The 13568-nt window shown below is 59.3% G+C and carries 10 protein-coding genes; 6 read left to right on the top strand and 4 right to left on the bottom strand.

What is annotated here, in order from left to right; all coding sequences use genetic code 11:
- Positions 1-4: 4 nt before the first annotated feature.
- Together ACYU7Z_RS02645 and ACYU7Z_RS02640 are read right to left on the bottom strand one after the other, a co-directional pair.
- Positions 5-586 (bottom strand): anthranilate synthase component II, encoded by a 582-nt coding sequence (locus ACYU7Z_RS02645; protein ID WP_460567136.1) that lies wholly within the window; start codon positions 584-586, stop codon positions 5-7.
- Complete coding sequence (locus ACYU7Z_RS02640) at positions 583-2019, bottom strand: anthranilate synthase component I family protein (protein ID WP_460567135.1); 1437 nt, start codon at positions 2017-2019, stop codon at positions 583-585. The genes ACYU7Z_RS02645 and ACYU7Z_RS02640 overlap by 4 nt, the downstream gene beginning before the upstream one ends.
- 203 nt (positions 2020-2222) lie before the next feature.
- Between ACYU7Z_RS02640 and ACYU7Z_RS02635 the strand changes: the two genes are divergently transcribed.
- Positions 2223-2516 (top strand): GNAT family N-acetyltransferase, encoded by a 294-nt coding sequence (locus ACYU7Z_RS02635; RefSeq protein ID WP_460567134.1) that lies wholly within the window; start codon positions 2223-2225, stop codon positions 2514-2516.
- A gap of 195 nt (positions 2517-2711) precedes the next feature.
- Complete coding sequence (locus tag ACYU7Z_RS02630) at positions 2712-3962, top strand: amino acid kinase family protein (protein WP_460567133.1); 1251 nt, start codon at positions 2712-2714, stop codon at positions 3960-3962.
- Between the two features lie 8 nt (positions 3963-3970).
- Here the strand turns inward: ACYU7Z_RS02630 and ACYU7Z_RS02625 are convergent, their stop codons facing one another.
- Entirely contained in the window at positions 3971-5164 is a 1194-nt protein-coding gene (locus ACYU7Z_RS02625) for a L,D-transpeptidase family protein (protein WP_460567132.1), read from the bottom strand.
- Between the two features lie 112 nt (positions 5165-5276).
- Here ACYU7Z_RS02625 and hppD point away from each other — a divergent pair, with 112 nt between their 5' ends.
- Positions 5277-6410, top strand: coding sequence for a 4-hydroxyphenylpyruvate dioxygenase family protein (gene hppD, locus ACYU7Z_RS02620; protein ID WP_460567131.1), 1134 nt, complete (start codon positions 5277-5279; stop codon positions 6408-6410).
- A 209-nt stretch (positions 6411-6619) separates the two neighbouring features.
- On the opposite strand, the gene ACYU7Z_RS02615 is transcribed toward hppD, so the two are convergent.
- Complete coding sequence (locus tag ACYU7Z_RS02615) at positions 6620-7879, bottom strand: erythromycin esterase family protein (protein WP_460567130.1); 1260 nt, start codon at positions 7877-7879, stop codon at positions 6620-6622.
- A gap of 163 nt (positions 7880-8042) precedes the next feature.
- Between ACYU7Z_RS02615 and ACYU7Z_RS02610 the strand changes: the two genes are divergently transcribed.
- The 3 genes from ACYU7Z_RS02610 to ACYU7Z_RS02600 all read left to right on the top strand — a co-directional run bounded on the left by ACYU7Z_RS02610 (position 8043) and on the right by ACYU7Z_RS02600 (position 13564).
- A complete protein-coding gene (locus ACYU7Z_RS02610; protein ID WP_460567129.1) occupies positions 8043-9167 on the top strand; it encodes a 5-(carboxyamino)imidazole ribonucleotide synthase in 1125 nt (374 codons plus the stop codon).
- Between the two features lie 86 nt (positions 9168-9253).
- The gene (locus ACYU7Z_RS02605) at positions 9254-10339 is read left to right on the top strand and encodes an efflux RND transporter periplasmic adaptor subunit (protein ID WP_460567128.1); all 1086 of its coding nucleotides are present in this window, start codon (positions 9254-9256) and stop codon (positions 10337-10339) included.
- 111 nt (positions 10340-10450) lie between these two features.
- The gene (locus ACYU7Z_RS02600; RefSeq protein WP_460567127.1) at positions 10451-13564 is read left to right on the top strand and encodes an efflux RND transporter permease subunit; all 3114 of its coding nucleotides are present in this window, start codon (positions 10451-10453) and stop codon (positions 13562-13564) included.
- Positions 13565-13568 lie beyond the last annotated feature (4 nt).

The raw sequence follows: 13568 nt of genomic DNA, 5'->3' as shown, positions 1-13568 counted from the left end.
GGGCCTAGCGATTCAACCAGTTCCTTATTATGGTTACTCCGTCTGGCGTCAATACACTTTCCGGGTGGAACTGTACACCCTGCACATCGAATTGTTTGTGCTGCATGGCCATGATATATCCTTCCTTATCGCGGGCGGTTACTTCGAGCTCGACCGGGAAATTCTCATCGGAAACTACCCAGGAGTGATATCGTCCCACTTCCAGTTCGGGTGGAAGGCCGGCAAAGAGCGAACCGCTCACCGCTGACCGCTCACCGCTCACCTGAATGGGCGTCGCCACTCCATGAAACACGTTCGCCAGGTTGACCAGCTTGCCGCCGAAGGCCTCGCCGATCGCCTGGTGGCCGAGGCACACGCCGAGGATCGACTTGCTGGCCGCATATTCCCGCACGAGCGGAAGCAGCAGGCCGGCTTCTTCCGGTATGCCCGGCCCTGGCGACAGGATGATCTTGTCAAAGGCGGCCACTTTTTCCAGCGGGATGGCATCATTGCGGTGCACTTCCAGGTGGGCATCGGTGATGCTGCGCACCAGGTGCACGAGGTTGTAGGTAAAGGAGTCGTAGTTGTCGAATACCAGGATCTTCATAGTGCAGTGGTTGTGCGGGGAACAATGGTTTGGGCCAGCTGCAGCGCCTGCCGCAGGGCATTGAGCTTATTGGCGACTTCCTGCCGCTCGCTCTCCGGATCGGAGGCGGCAACGACACCCGCGCCGGCCTGGTAAAAGAGCGTATTGTCGCGGCTCAGGAAGGTGCGGATCATGATGGCGTGGTTGCAGCTTCCGTTGAAGCCCACGAAGCCGATAGCGCCACCATAGTAGCTTCTTGCCGTCGGCTCCAGCCCGTCTATGAGCTGCAGGGCACGGTACTTCGGGGCGCCGCTCAGGGTGCCGGCCGGGAATGTTTTGAACAGCACCTCGAACGGGTTGGCGCCTTCGGCCACGCGCCCGCTCACCTCGCTTACGAGGTGGATGACGTGGGAGTAGTATTGCACCTGGCGATACCGCGTTACTTCAACTTCCGTGCATACGGTGCTAAGGTCGTTGCGGGCAAGGTCGACGAGCATGACGTGCTCCGCCCCTTCCTTCGGGTCCTGCAACAGCGCCTCGGCGCGGCGCGCATCCTCCGCATCGTTGCCGCTGCGGCGGAAGGTGCCGGCAATGGGGTGCATCACGGCAACCCCATTTTTCAGCTGCAGCTGCGCCTCGGGCGAGGAGCCCATCAGACGGTAGTCGCCGTAATCGAAGAAGAACAGGTAGGGCGAGGGATTGATATGCCGGAGTGCGCGGTACACGTTGAATTCATCGCCGCGGAAACGCTGCGTAAAGCGGCGGCTCAGCACCACCTGGAACACGTCGCCGCGGTGGCAGTGCGCAATGCCCGAACGTACCAGCGACCGGTATTCCTCATCATCAAGGTTGCTCTCCTCGCCGCCCTGCACGGCAAAGGGAAATACGGGAACATCCTTGCTGAACAGCAGCGACTCTACCGCCGCCCGCTCGCTCGGGATACCGGCTATGTTGTTCTCGCAGAGCAGCAGCTCGTCGCGGTAGTGGTTGATGGCGATGACGTATTGATACAGCCGGTAGCGGGCGGGCGGAATATAGTTGGGCTCGCCCTTGCTTTCTTTCAATTTGATATCCTCAAAGAGCTGCACCGCATCGAAGGTGAAGTAGCCGTAGAGCCCCTGCGCGAAGCCGGCCCCGGGATCGTCGCCCGAGGGCTCGAAGCGGTCCAGGAAGCGGCCCAGCACATCGGCCAGCCGCTCGCCCCCGCTCAGCGGAACGCGCTCTGCCTCGCTGCCCGGGAACTTCAGCTCGGCCTGCCGCGCATCCAGCACCTCGATACCGGCGATGGCATTGATACCGATGAAGGACCAGCTGTTCTCGGCGGCATGGCTGTCGGTGCTTTCCAGCAGTATGGTGTCGCGGAAGCGGTCGCGCAGGCGCAGGTAGATCCCGACGGGTGTGTGCACGTCGGCAAGGCCGCGGGTAACCTGGGTGTGGATGCTGATTTTTTTCATAATCGTTCTTTCCGAAAAATAAAAAACCCCGACACTGGGTCGGGGCTTCTGAATGTTATCGTGTACAACACGGCAATAGTGTTACAGAACCCCGGAAGAGTCTGTATGCCACCAGCAAATGTTGTTGAATACCTGTTTCATCGGCACAAATATGGGATGGGTACGCCATTTGCCCAAATAAAATATTATTTGACAAACAGGCTATGACTATCCAGCACCAGCAAAACGAGCAACACGGCAACTTTTTCATCCTGGCAGACGGCGAGCTCATTGCCGACATGACCTACATCCGCCACGATCCCCACAGCATCATTATCAACCACACACAGGTCGACGAGGAGATGCAGGGACAGGATATCGGCTTCCGGCTGGTGCAGGCAGCGGTCGACTATGCAAGGCAGCACCAGCTCAAGATCGTACCCGTGTGTGTATTCGCGGCGGCCGTATTCGAGAAAAAGCCGGAGTTCAGGGATGTGTTGCAGGAGGAATCTATTTAGCTTCAAACGTCATTGCGAGGCGGCCCTGCGAAACGAGGCCAACGAAGCAATCTGAATCGGGAACACGCCTGCACCTGTAACGGGCAACAGTTTTGCCTCCATCAGATTGCTTCGTCGACCGTCCCTGTGTGCCGGTCTTCTCGCAATGACGATTCCTTGTGGGTCATTCCCTTTCTTTGCACAAACTTTCCCTGAATGAATGTTTTCAAATTCGGCGGCGCCTCCGTGGCAACACCCGAGCGGGTGCGCAACGTGGGCGCGATCCTGGCCCGCTATCCCAACGACACGCTGCTGGTGGTGATCTCGGCGATCGGCAAAACCACCAACGCCCTGGAGAAGGTCGTGGAGGCGTATTTTGGCGGCAACAAGGACGAGGCACTCCGTCTGTTTGAAGGCATAAAGGAAGACCACCGCGCCATGGCTACGGCACTGGGACAGCAGGACCTCAGCTACCTCAACGACTTCTTCACCGAGGTGGAATGGATGCTGCACGACAAGCCCGTGCGCGACTTCGACTATTATTACGACCAGGTGGTGTGCGTCGGCGAGCTGCTTTCAACGGCTATTGTCAGCCGTTACCTCAATGATACTGGCATCGGCAACCAGTGGATCGACGTTCGCGACATTTTGCGCACCGACGATAACTTCCGCGACGCGCAGATCGACTGGAATTATACCGCGCAGAAGACCGCCGAGATCATCCGGCCCGCGCTGGCTGCGCAGCGCATCGTGCTGACCCAGGGCTTTATCGGATCCACCGACGAAAATGAAAGCACCACGCTCGGGCGCGAAGGTTCCGACTATTCGGCGGCCATCTTTTCCAACCTCCTTGAGGCCGAGGGACAAACGATCTGGAAGGACGTGCAGGGCGTGATGAATGCCGACCCGAAGCAATACGAGGCTGCACAATGGATCCGCGAGCTCAATTACCGCGAGGTGATCGAAATGGCCTACTACGGCGCGCAGGTGATCCACCCGAAAACGATCAAGCCGCTGCAGAACAAGGGCATCCCGCTGTATGTAAAATCCTTCCTCGACCCCGCGGCCGAAGGCACCACCATCCACAACAGCAAGATGAGCCAGCTGCCGCCCATCATCGTATACAAGCGCCAGCAGGTGCTCGTGGAGCTTAGCAGCAAAGACTTCTCGTTTGTGGGAGAAGGCGGAACGGCCGAATTATACCGGATCTTCGAGGAGCTTAAATTCCGCCCCAACCTCACGCAGAACGGCGCCGTAAGCTTCCTGTGCGTGGTGGACGAGCATGCGGAAAAAGTGGAAGGTCTCGCGCACCGCGCGTCGGGCAGCTTCGACGTGCAACTGACCCGCGGGCTGACGCTGCTCACGATCCGCCACTACAACGACGGGCTGGTGAGCGAGCTATGCGGCGACAGCAGCATCATCCTCAAGCAGCAAACACCGGAGACGCTGCAGGTACTCCTGAAATAACCGGGAAATTATTCGGACTTCTGGTCCGGCATCGGCTCGATCGAAAAGCCCTGTACGATCTTCTTGGGCACCGACTTGCCATCGAGCTGGGCGGGTTTCCACAGCGGCATTTTTTCGAGCTGGGTGATGATCTCTTCGTTGAAGTCGCTGTTGACGCCTTTAAGCATTTTGAAATTCACGGGCGTACCATCGGCATCGATCACGAATTCGACCTGCACATAGGCCTTCTTCTGCCCTGCCGGGAGCGCGTCGGAAAGAACATAGCCCACCTTTTTCAGGTAATCAAGAAAGCCGGCATTGCCACCCGGAAACTGGGGCCACTCCTGGACCACGTCGGCAAGGGCTACGATGGTACGTGTGCGGCGGGGCGGATGCACTTTTTTCGCGGGCACTACCGGGGCCGCCTTTTTCGTGAGGTTGGCAAAAAGGTATTCGCCCCTGGCGTTCGTCATGATCACGGGCAGCTGGTGGGTTGCCTCGAAATGATCGTACACCTTCTCCAGGTTCTCGGCGAAGCGCTTCAGGTCGGCATCGGTCTTCGTCAGCGAGGCCAGGTAGTCGACGCTTTTCTTATTGCTGTAGCGCACCGGGAAAATGTGAACCGGTATGAACTCCTGGCCGGCGTCGCGGGCAACGGCTGCCAGTACATAGAGCTCCTCGATATACGTGTCGGTAACGGGAATGCAGCCGACGGTAACGCAGGATCCATGGATATAGATATCGCCGCCTGGCTGGAGCGAGTCACTCAGCACCCGGTCGGAAGCATTCGGGTAGTTAAGCCCGAGTGACAGATAGTAGTTGCTGTTCGGATTGAATTCGTTGATGTAATAAAAGCCTTCGGGTACCTGGTAGTCGCCCTGCATGCGCTTCGGCCCCAGCGAGCCGGCGAGTGCGCATATCCGGTAGGTCTTGAAAAGCTTAAATGCTTCGTTGCGCTCGTTCTTGACCCACACTTCGAGCTGGCTGTCGTACTTGAAGGAGCGGATGTACACGTATTTCGCAGGCCAGGCCAGTCCCTTGGCGGCAAACTGCTTCTGGAGCGTGTCGAGCTTGTTCTTGAATGCGAGGGCGGGCCGCGAAAAACTCTTCTGGTAGTTGAGGAAGGAAAAGTTCTCGGAACGGACCACCGGGAGCACTTCGCCCTGGGCGCGGGCCGCCGCGGCACTGATGAGGAAAGCAAGAAAGAGGAAGAATCTACGCATGCGGTACGGCGAACCTTTTAAGTGAGGCAAGTTCGAATTTCAAATGCAAAGAAAAGTCCAAAATCTTTGCGCCCGCAAAGATGCTAACTTTGGCACTGTAAATTCAACGAATATGTCGATTGCTACTGCTTCCGAGGCCACAACCGCCGCCACAACGGATTTCCTGCCCCTGCAGGGTACGGATTACGTGGAGTTTTATGTTGGAAATGCCAAGCAGGCCGCCCATTATTATATGAGCGCCTTCGGCTTCCAGGCCATCGCCTATGCCGGGCCCGAAACCGGTGTCAAGGACCGCGCTTCCTACGTTGTGCGGCAAAACAAGCTCACCTTTGTACTGACAACGCCCATCCGGGGCAATAACCCGATCGCCGACCATATCTACAAGCACGGCGATGGCGTCAAGTTTCTCGCACTTCGCGTTGACGACGCCACTTCCGCCTGGGAAGAAACGACAAAGCGCGGCGGCAAAAGCTACCTCGAGCCCCAGCGCCTGAAGGACGACCAGGGCGAGGTGGTGCTCAGCGGCATTCATACCTACGGCGACACGGTGCACCTTTTCGTGGAGCGCCGCAACTATAACGGCCCCTTCATGCCGGGCTTCCGGCCCTGGAGCAACCCCCACTTTGCACCCAAGGACACGGGTCTACTCTACGTGGACCACTGCGTGGGCAACGTGGGCTGGAACCAGATGAATCCCTGGGTGAAGTTTTACGAAGATGTCATGGGCTTCAAGAACATCCTCAGCTTCGACGACGAGGACATCTCGACCGAATACTCAGCGCTCATGAGTAAGGTGATGAGCTCCGGCAGCGGCTTTGTGAAGTTCCCGATCAACGAGCCCGCGGAAGGCAAGAAGAAATCGCAGGTGGAAGAGTACCTCGAATTTTACGACGGCGAGGGCGTGCAGCACGTAGCGCTTGCCACCAACGACATCGTAGCCACGGTGCGCGACCTGATGAGCCGCGGCGTTGAATTCCTCAAGGTCCCCAACAGCTATTACGACGACCTGCTCGACCGGGTTGGTCCTATCGACGAAGACCTCGAGCCGCTCAAGGAGCTCGGCATCCTCGTCGACCGCGACAACGAAGGCTACCTGCTGCAGCTGTTCAGCAAGCCCGTGCAGGACCGTCCTACCCTGTTCTTCGAGATCATCCAGCGAAAAGGTGCCAAGAGCTTCGGCAAAGGCAACTTCAAGGCCCTCTTCGAAGCCATCGAACGCGAGCAGGCCGAACGGGGAAACCTGTAGAACAGAAGAACAAGGAACAAGGAATGTTGAATAGTGAATGCACAAAAGCCGCGCCCCGCGCGGCTTTTGTCACTCTGAGCGCAGCGAAGAGTCTGTGGCTGCACAGCAGGAAGGATCGAATTAGTAATGCATTTTGCGCTTACGGGTAGACAACCTCGGCAATGCGCCATTGGCTAATGACACATTAGTACAGCGCACTCCCTCTGTGCCTACAGCCCGAAGGGCCAGGTATCCGGGATCTTCACCGCCGAGCCGGGTCCGTGCATCGGGTGCAGGGCCTGGGTGCGGTCGATATAGAGAAACGCGTCGTAGCGTTCAGCCATGACCGAGGGAACGTAGTTGCCGAAGCGCTCGCGGGAAGGATCGTAGACGACGCCGATGGCGCGGTGCGGAACGGACTGCCGGTAGCGCGACTGCGGCTTTTCCTCGCGAAAGAGCAGGTAGCGGCTGTGCGGGCTTTCGAAGTGAAGCAGCTGCTCGATGCTGCCATCGCGGGCCTCGGGGACGTCCATCTCCTCGTGGGGGGCGCCCCACTCCTCGCCGGCGATCACACTGCCATCATAGCATCCAAAGCCGCACAGGTATACTTTGTCAACGCCCCACTCCTCGCGCGCAAGCTGCCCGATGTTGACCATCCCCGCCTGCCGCATGCTCGTGGCACGCGCATCGCCGATATGGGTGTTATGCTCCCAAACGATTCCCCTGGCAGAAGTCCCATGAAACTGAAGCAGGCGCTGCAGCGTTTCCATCATGTGTCCGTCGCGCACATTCCAGCTTTCGTTGTCGAAGCCCATCATGCTGCGGTAGTATTTTTCGGCGTTTACGGTGATGAGGGCATTCTGCTCGGCGCTGAAAGCGGCCTCCGGATCGCGGTCGAACTGCGGCGCCTTTTTGCGCACTTCCTGCCATAGCTCCAGCACACGGTCGCGGCAGCTGTGGCGGCTCAGCGAGGCCCGCGCATAGGCGTGCTCGTTATCCTCGTAGGGCTCAAAGCAGCCGATCGCGCCGCGGAGCAGTTTGGCCAGCGCAGGATCCTCACCCTCGAGGTATTCCTGCAGCGTACGCATGCTGTCCCAGAGGCTGTATACGTCGAGGCCGTAGAAGCCCACGCGCTCGGCCATCGGGCGGTGGCTGTTCCACTCGCGAAGCCATTCGGCCAGCGCGGCCACTTCCCAGTTGGCCCACATCCAGGTAGGCCAGCGGTCGAAGCTGCGGAGTACTTCCTGGATCGAGCCGCCGGCATCGGCGTAGCCTTTTACATAACGGTTGATGCGGTAGCAGTCGGGCCAGTCGCCCTCCACGGCGATAAAGCGAAAACCCTTTTCGGCAATGAGGCGGCGCGAGATGGCCGTGCGCCAGGTATAGTACTCGTGCGTGCCGTGGCTGGCCTCACCCAGCAGCACCAGCGGACGCTCGCCGATGTCGGCCAGCAGCGCGTCGAGGTCTTTGGAGCTGTTTAACGGATACATGAACAGAATGCCGCAAAATCGGTGCCTTCTGCCCCGGCCCTTCCCGGAGAGAAGGGTAAAGAACCATTGTCATGCTGAGCGCCGCCGAAGCCATCCTCGCGCAAGCTCGGGATGACAGAAGTGAACTTTCACGCTGAGCGCAGCCGAAGCGTATCTTCGCCCCATGCAGAAAGTGGGCATTCTCGGCGGCGGCCAGCTCGGCCGCATGTTGTTGCAGGCAGCGGCCAATTACCCGGTTGAAACCTATGTACTCGAGTCGGATCCCGACTGCCCCTCGGCCCATCTTTGCGATCATTTCCGGCAGGGCGACATCCGCAACTACGACGATGTGTATGCTTTCGGTAAAGGCCTCGATACGATCAGCATCGAGATCGAGAACGTCAACATCGAAGCGCTCGAGCAGCTCGAGCGCGAGGGCGTACAGGTAATCCCGAAGCCTTCGGTGCTCCGCATCATCAAGAACAAGATCCGGCAGAAGGAATTCTACACGCAAAACGGCATCCCGACGGCGGCCTACGTCGTCACGCAAAACCGGGCAGACCTGGAAGCACATACCGGCTACCTGCCGGCGGTGCATAAGATCGGCGAGGGCGGCTACGACGGCAAAGGCGTGCAGGTACTCCATTCGGCGTCCGACCTCGCCCGTGGCTTCGAGGCGCCGGCGGTGCTCGAAAAGATGGTCACTATCAAAAAAGAGATCTCGCAGCTGCTGGCTGTCGATGCGAAGGGCAAGACCGCACTCTACCCGCCGGTCGAGATGGTCTTCAACCCCGACCTCAACCTGCTCGACTACCAGCTCTCCCCTGCCCAGATCAGCACTGAGGTACTGTGGAAGATCGAGGCGATCTCGAGCTCGCTTGTACGGCACCTCGCCTCGCCCGGGCTTTTCGCCGTAGAGCTGCTTGTGGACCAAAACGACGAAGTGCTGGTCAACGAAACGGCGCCCCGCGTTCACAACAGCGGCCACCACAGCATCGAAGCACATTACTGCTCGCAGTTCGACATGCTCTGGCGGATCCTGCTCGGCTACCCGCTGGGCAACACGGCCGCCATCATGCCCTCCGTGATGGTGAACCTCGTGGGTGCGGAAGGGCACAGCGGACCCGTGGCCTACGAAGGCCTGGAAGAAGTGCTGAAGATCGACAATGCCTTTGTGCATCTCTATGGAAAACGCGAAACCCGCCCCGGGCGCAAAATGGGCCATGTTACGATACTGAGCGCCGAAAAGCAGGATCTCATCCACAACGCCCATAAGGTGCGGCAAACTTTACGCGCTGTAAGCCGTTAAATAAGGTTAAACGGCGGCTCCCGACCGGTGTTCCAACGTAGATTGCAGCCTGAATTATTTTTGCCCTCATTCAAACCATAGTTCCCTTGAAAATTAAGACGCTGTTAGTCCCGCTGGCGGCACTTTTTGTCCTGGCCGCCTGTGGCAGCACCGAAAGGAAAAAAGATGCTTCCGCCCAGCAAAAGGCCGGTGCCCGGCCACCTTCCCGGGTCGACGCCTTCCTGGTCGAAGCCCGCACCGCCAGTGAATCCATAGAAGTCCCCGGCACCGTTGTCGCCGCCGATGCCACCGAGATCCGTCCTGAAGTAGCCGGCCGCATTGTACAGCTCAACGTCCGTGAAGGCGCCATCGTAAGCCAGGGCAGCCTTATCGCCAAGCTCGACGACGCCGACCTCCTCGCCCAGCGCCGCAAGCTCCAGGTGCAGCTCGCGCAGGCCCAGACCACCGTCAACCGCTACGCGGCGCTTGAGAAGATCGGCGGCATCAGCAAGCAGGACCTCGACGTGGCGCGTCTCCAGATCTCCAACGCACAGGCCGATATCGCCGTGCTCAACGCCAATATCCGGAAGACCGAGATCCGCGCTCCCTTCACCGGCAAGCTCGGACTGAAGATGGTAAGCCCCGGCGCCTTCGTGTCGCAGCAAACCGTGCTCACCAGCATCCAGAAGACCACGGGGATGCGTATCGACTTCAACCTGCCGGCCCAGTACGTCAGCCGCATCAGCAAAGGATCGTTTGTCAACTTTACCACCGACAACGCGGCCCGCACGTATTCCGCCGTGGTGATCGCCACCGAGTCGGGCATCGGCAGCAGCACCCGAACGCTCACGATGCGCGCCTTGGTGAAGGGCGATGAGTCCGGTCTCGTACCCGGCTCCTTTGCACGTGTGAAGATCGCCTTCGACCCCGACCCCAACGCGCTGATGATCCCGAGCCAGGCCATCGTGCCCCAGGCCCGCGGGAAGAAAGTGTATGTCATCGATAGCAACAAAGTCAAATTCGTCGACGTCATTACGGGCCTCCGCGACTCAAGCTTCGTGCAGGTGACCTCGGGCCTGAAGCTGGGCGACACCGTGGCCGTCACCGGCATCCTCGGTCTCAAGCCGGGCGGCAAAGCCTTTGTCAAGCGCGTGATCAACCGGCCGCAACCGAAAGGAACCAAGCCGTCGTAACGATTACGTCCGGGGTTTTACGTTTTGGGTTTTACGTTTCCTGAACCGGACCCAAAACGTAAAACGTAAAACCTAACACGTAGAACGCCCCCTAACCTGTAAACTGATTTCATGAACATCAGTGAACTATCCCTGCGAAGACCCGTACTGGCCATTGTGCTCAACATCATCATCGTGGTGTTCGGCGTCATCGGCTTCAAGTTTCTCGGCGTGCGCGACTACCCCGCCATCGACCCGCCGAATATCAACGTGCGCACCTCCTATGGCGGCGCCAACCCCGAGATCATCGAAACGCAGATCACGGAGCCGCTCGAGAAGGCCATCAACGGCATCGCGGGCATCAAGAACATTACCTCCTCCAGCAATGCGGGCAACAGCAACATCAACGTGGAGTTTGAGCTGGGCGTCGACCTCGAGGCAGCGGCCAACGACGTGCGCGACAAGGTGTCGCAGGCCACGCGGCAGCTCCCCGCCGACCTCGATGCCCCGCCGGTTGTGAGCAAGGCCGACGCCTCCTCCGATCCCATCCTGTCGATGACCGTGCAAAGCAACACCCGCAACCAGCTTGAGATCTCGGAGTGGGCCAACAACGTGCTGGTGGAGCGCCTTCAAACGATTCCCGGCGTGAGCGCCATCCAGATCTGGGGCGAGAAGCGCTACGCCATGCGCATCTGGTTCAAGCCGGAGCGCCTTGCCTCCTACAACCTCTCGCCTACCGACGTGTCGCAGGCCCTTGCCCGCGAGAACGTGGAGCTGCCTTCGGGCAAGATCTCGGGCAACGCCACCGAGCTTACCGTGCGCACCTTCGGCCGCCTTAATACCGAGGAAGACTTCAACAACGTCGTGGTGAAAAGCGATTCGGCATCCGTGGTGCGCCTGCGCGATGTGGCCGAGGCTGTGCTGGGCCCCGAGAACGAGGAATCGCAGCTCCGCGAGAGCGGCATCCCGATGATCGCCCTTGCCATCATCCCGCAGCCCGGCTCCAACTACGTCAACATCTCCAACGAATTCTACAAGCGCTACGACCAGCTGAAGGCCGACATGCCGCCCGACATCACGCTCAACATCGCCCTCGACCAAACGAAGTTTATCAAGAAGTCGATCTCGGAGGTGGAGGAAACGCTGCTGATCTCGCTGGGGCTCGTGATCCTCATCATCTACTTCTTCTTCCGCAGCTGGACGATCGCCTTCCGACCGCTCATCGACATCCCCGTGTCGCTTATCGGCGCCTTTTTCATCATGTACGTCTGCGGCTTTACGATCAACGTATTGACGCTGCTCGGTATCGTGCTGGCCACCGGTCTCGTGGTGGATGACGGTATCGTGGTCACGGAGAACATCTTCAAAAAGCTGGAGCAGGGCATGGATAAATGGCGGGCCGCGCGGGAAGGCTCGAAAGAGATCTACTTCGCCGTTATCTCCACGTCGATCACCCTGGCTTTCGTGTTCCTCCCCATCATTTTTATGCAGGGCTTCGTCGGACGCCTGTTCCGCGAGTTTGCGATCGTGGTGGCCGGCGCGGTACTTATTTCTGCCTTCGTATCGCTGACGCTGACGCCGGTGCTCAACGTAATGCTCACACGCGCCGATACGCTGCACAACCACGGCTGGTTTTACCGCAAAACGGAGCCGTTCTTTCAATGGCTCGAGCGCAGCTATGCAGGTGCCGTCCGACGCTTCATCGGTATCCGCTTCGTGGCCTGGTTCATCGTGCTGGCAGCCATGGGCGCCACTGTCTTCCTCTGGCTGACGCTTCCCTCCGAGCTCGCTCCCATGGAAGACCGCAGCCAGTTCCGCCTCCAGGTATCGGCACCAGAGGGAACGGCCTATGATTACATGGACCGCTATATCAACCGCCTCAGCGACTTCATGATCGACTCGGTGCCCGAGCGCAGCACCGTACTGTCGCTCACCGCGCCCGGCTTTGCCTCCGGCGCCACCAACTCCGGTTTCGTGCGCGTGACGCTCGTGGACCCGCAGGACCGCAAGCGCTCGCAGAAGGAGATCGTGGAGATGGTCAACAAGAACCTCGGTAAGTTCAACGAAGGCCGCGTGGTAGCGATCGAAGAGCAGACCATTGCCGTAAACCGCCGCGGTGGCCAGCCCGTGCAGTTTGTGATCCAGAACAACGAATTCGACAAACTGACACAGGTACTCCCCCGCTTTCTCGAGGAAGCGAACAAAAGCACGGTCTTGCAGCAGGTGGATGCCGACCTGAAATTCAACAAGCCCGAGCTCCGCATCAACGTCGACCGCCTCAAGGCGAATGAGCTCGGGGTAAGTGTTGAGGACGTTTCGCGCACCCTGCAGCTGGCGCTTTCCAACCAGCGTCTTGGCTATTTCACAATGCGCGGCAAGCAGTACCAGGTAATGGGACAGGTTGAGCGCGGCGAGCGTGACGACCCCAGCGACCTGCGCGGTCTCTACGTGCGCAGCCGCAGCGGCGGGATGATCTCGCTCGACAACGTCGTGACGATCGAGGAAGCCACCACACCTGCCAACATCTACCACTTTAACCGCTTCAAGTCGGCCACGATATCCGCCGGCCTCGCCCCGGGCAAGACCGTCGGCGACGGCATCAAGGAAATGCAGCGGATCGCCAACAGCCTGCTCGACCCGACTTTCCAGACCTCGCTCACCGGCACCTCGCGTGATTACGCGGAGAGCTCCGGCGGCATCGGCTTCGCGCTCGGGCTCGCCCTGGCACTGATCTTCCTGATCCTTGCCGCGCAGTTCGAAAGCTTCATCGACCCGCTGACCATCATGACAACGATCCCGCTGGCGGGCGCCGGCGCGCTCCTGTCGCTCTGGATCTTCGGCCAAACCATCAACATCTTTTCGCAGATCGGCATCATCATGCTGATCGGCCTCGTGGTGAAGAACGGTATCCTGATCGTGGAGTTCGCGAACCATAGCCGTTTGCAGGGAATGTCCAGCACGGAAGCTGCGATCCACGCGGCGCAGCAGCGCCTGCGCCCGATCCTGATGACAAGCCTCGCGATGGCGCTGGGTGCCCTCCCGATCGCCCTGTCGCTCGGGGCCGCGGCCACGAGCCGTGTGCCGCTGGGTATCGTTATCGTAGGTGGGGTGCTGATCTCGCTAGTGTTCACCCTGTTTGTGGTGCCCGCCATTTATACCTTCCTGTCGAGCAAGAAAAAGCGCAACCAGCTGGAGCTGATCGAGGAGGAAGAGCAGAAGAAGACGACCGTACAGACCGTTCATTAATGAC

It is taken from the genome of Flaviaestuariibacter terrae (genome assembly GCF_054777635.1).
Note: the sequence above shows the minus strand (reverse complement) of the source record. Positions and strands in the feature narration are given on the sequence as shown.

Excerpts from the sequence above, each read along its gene's own strand:
- ACYU7Z_RS02645 (WP_460567136.1), bottom strand. The coding sequence starts at position 586 with ATGAAGATCCTGGTATTCGACAACTACGACTCCTTTACCTACAACCTC.
- ACYU7Z_RS02635 (WP_460567134.1), top strand. The coding sequence starts at position 2,223 with ATGACTATCCAGCACCAGCAAAACGAGCAACACGGCAACTTTTTCATC.
- hppD (WP_460567131.1), top strand. The coding sequence starts at position 5,277 with ATGTCGATTGCTACTGCTTCCGAGGCCACAACCGCCGCCACAACGGAT.
- ACYU7Z_RS02630 (WP_460567133.1), top strand. The coding sequence starts at position 2,712 with ATGAATGTTTTCAAATTCGGCGGCGCCTCCGTGGCAACACCCGAGCGG.
- ACYU7Z_RS02615 (WP_460567130.1), bottom strand. The coding sequence starts at position 7,879 with ATGTATCCGTTAAACAGCTCCAAAGACCTCGACGCGCTGCTGGCCGAC.
- ACYU7Z_RS02600 (WP_460567127.1), top strand. The coding sequence starts at position 10,451 with ATGAACATCAGTGAACTATCCCTGCGAAGACCCGTACTGGCCATTGTG.
- ACYU7Z_RS02625 (WP_460567132.1), bottom strand. The coding sequence starts at position 5,164 with ATGCGTAGATTCTTCCTCTTTCTTGCTTTCCTCATCAGTGCCGCGGCG.
- ACYU7Z_RS02640 (WP_460567135.1), bottom strand. The coding sequence starts at position 2,019 with ATGAAAAAAATCAGCATCCACACCCAGGTTACCCGCGGCCTTGCCGAC.
- ACYU7Z_RS02610 (WP_460567129.1), top strand. The coding sequence starts at position 8,043 with ATGCAGAAAGTGGGCATTCTCGGCGGCGGCCAGCTCGGCCGCATGTTG.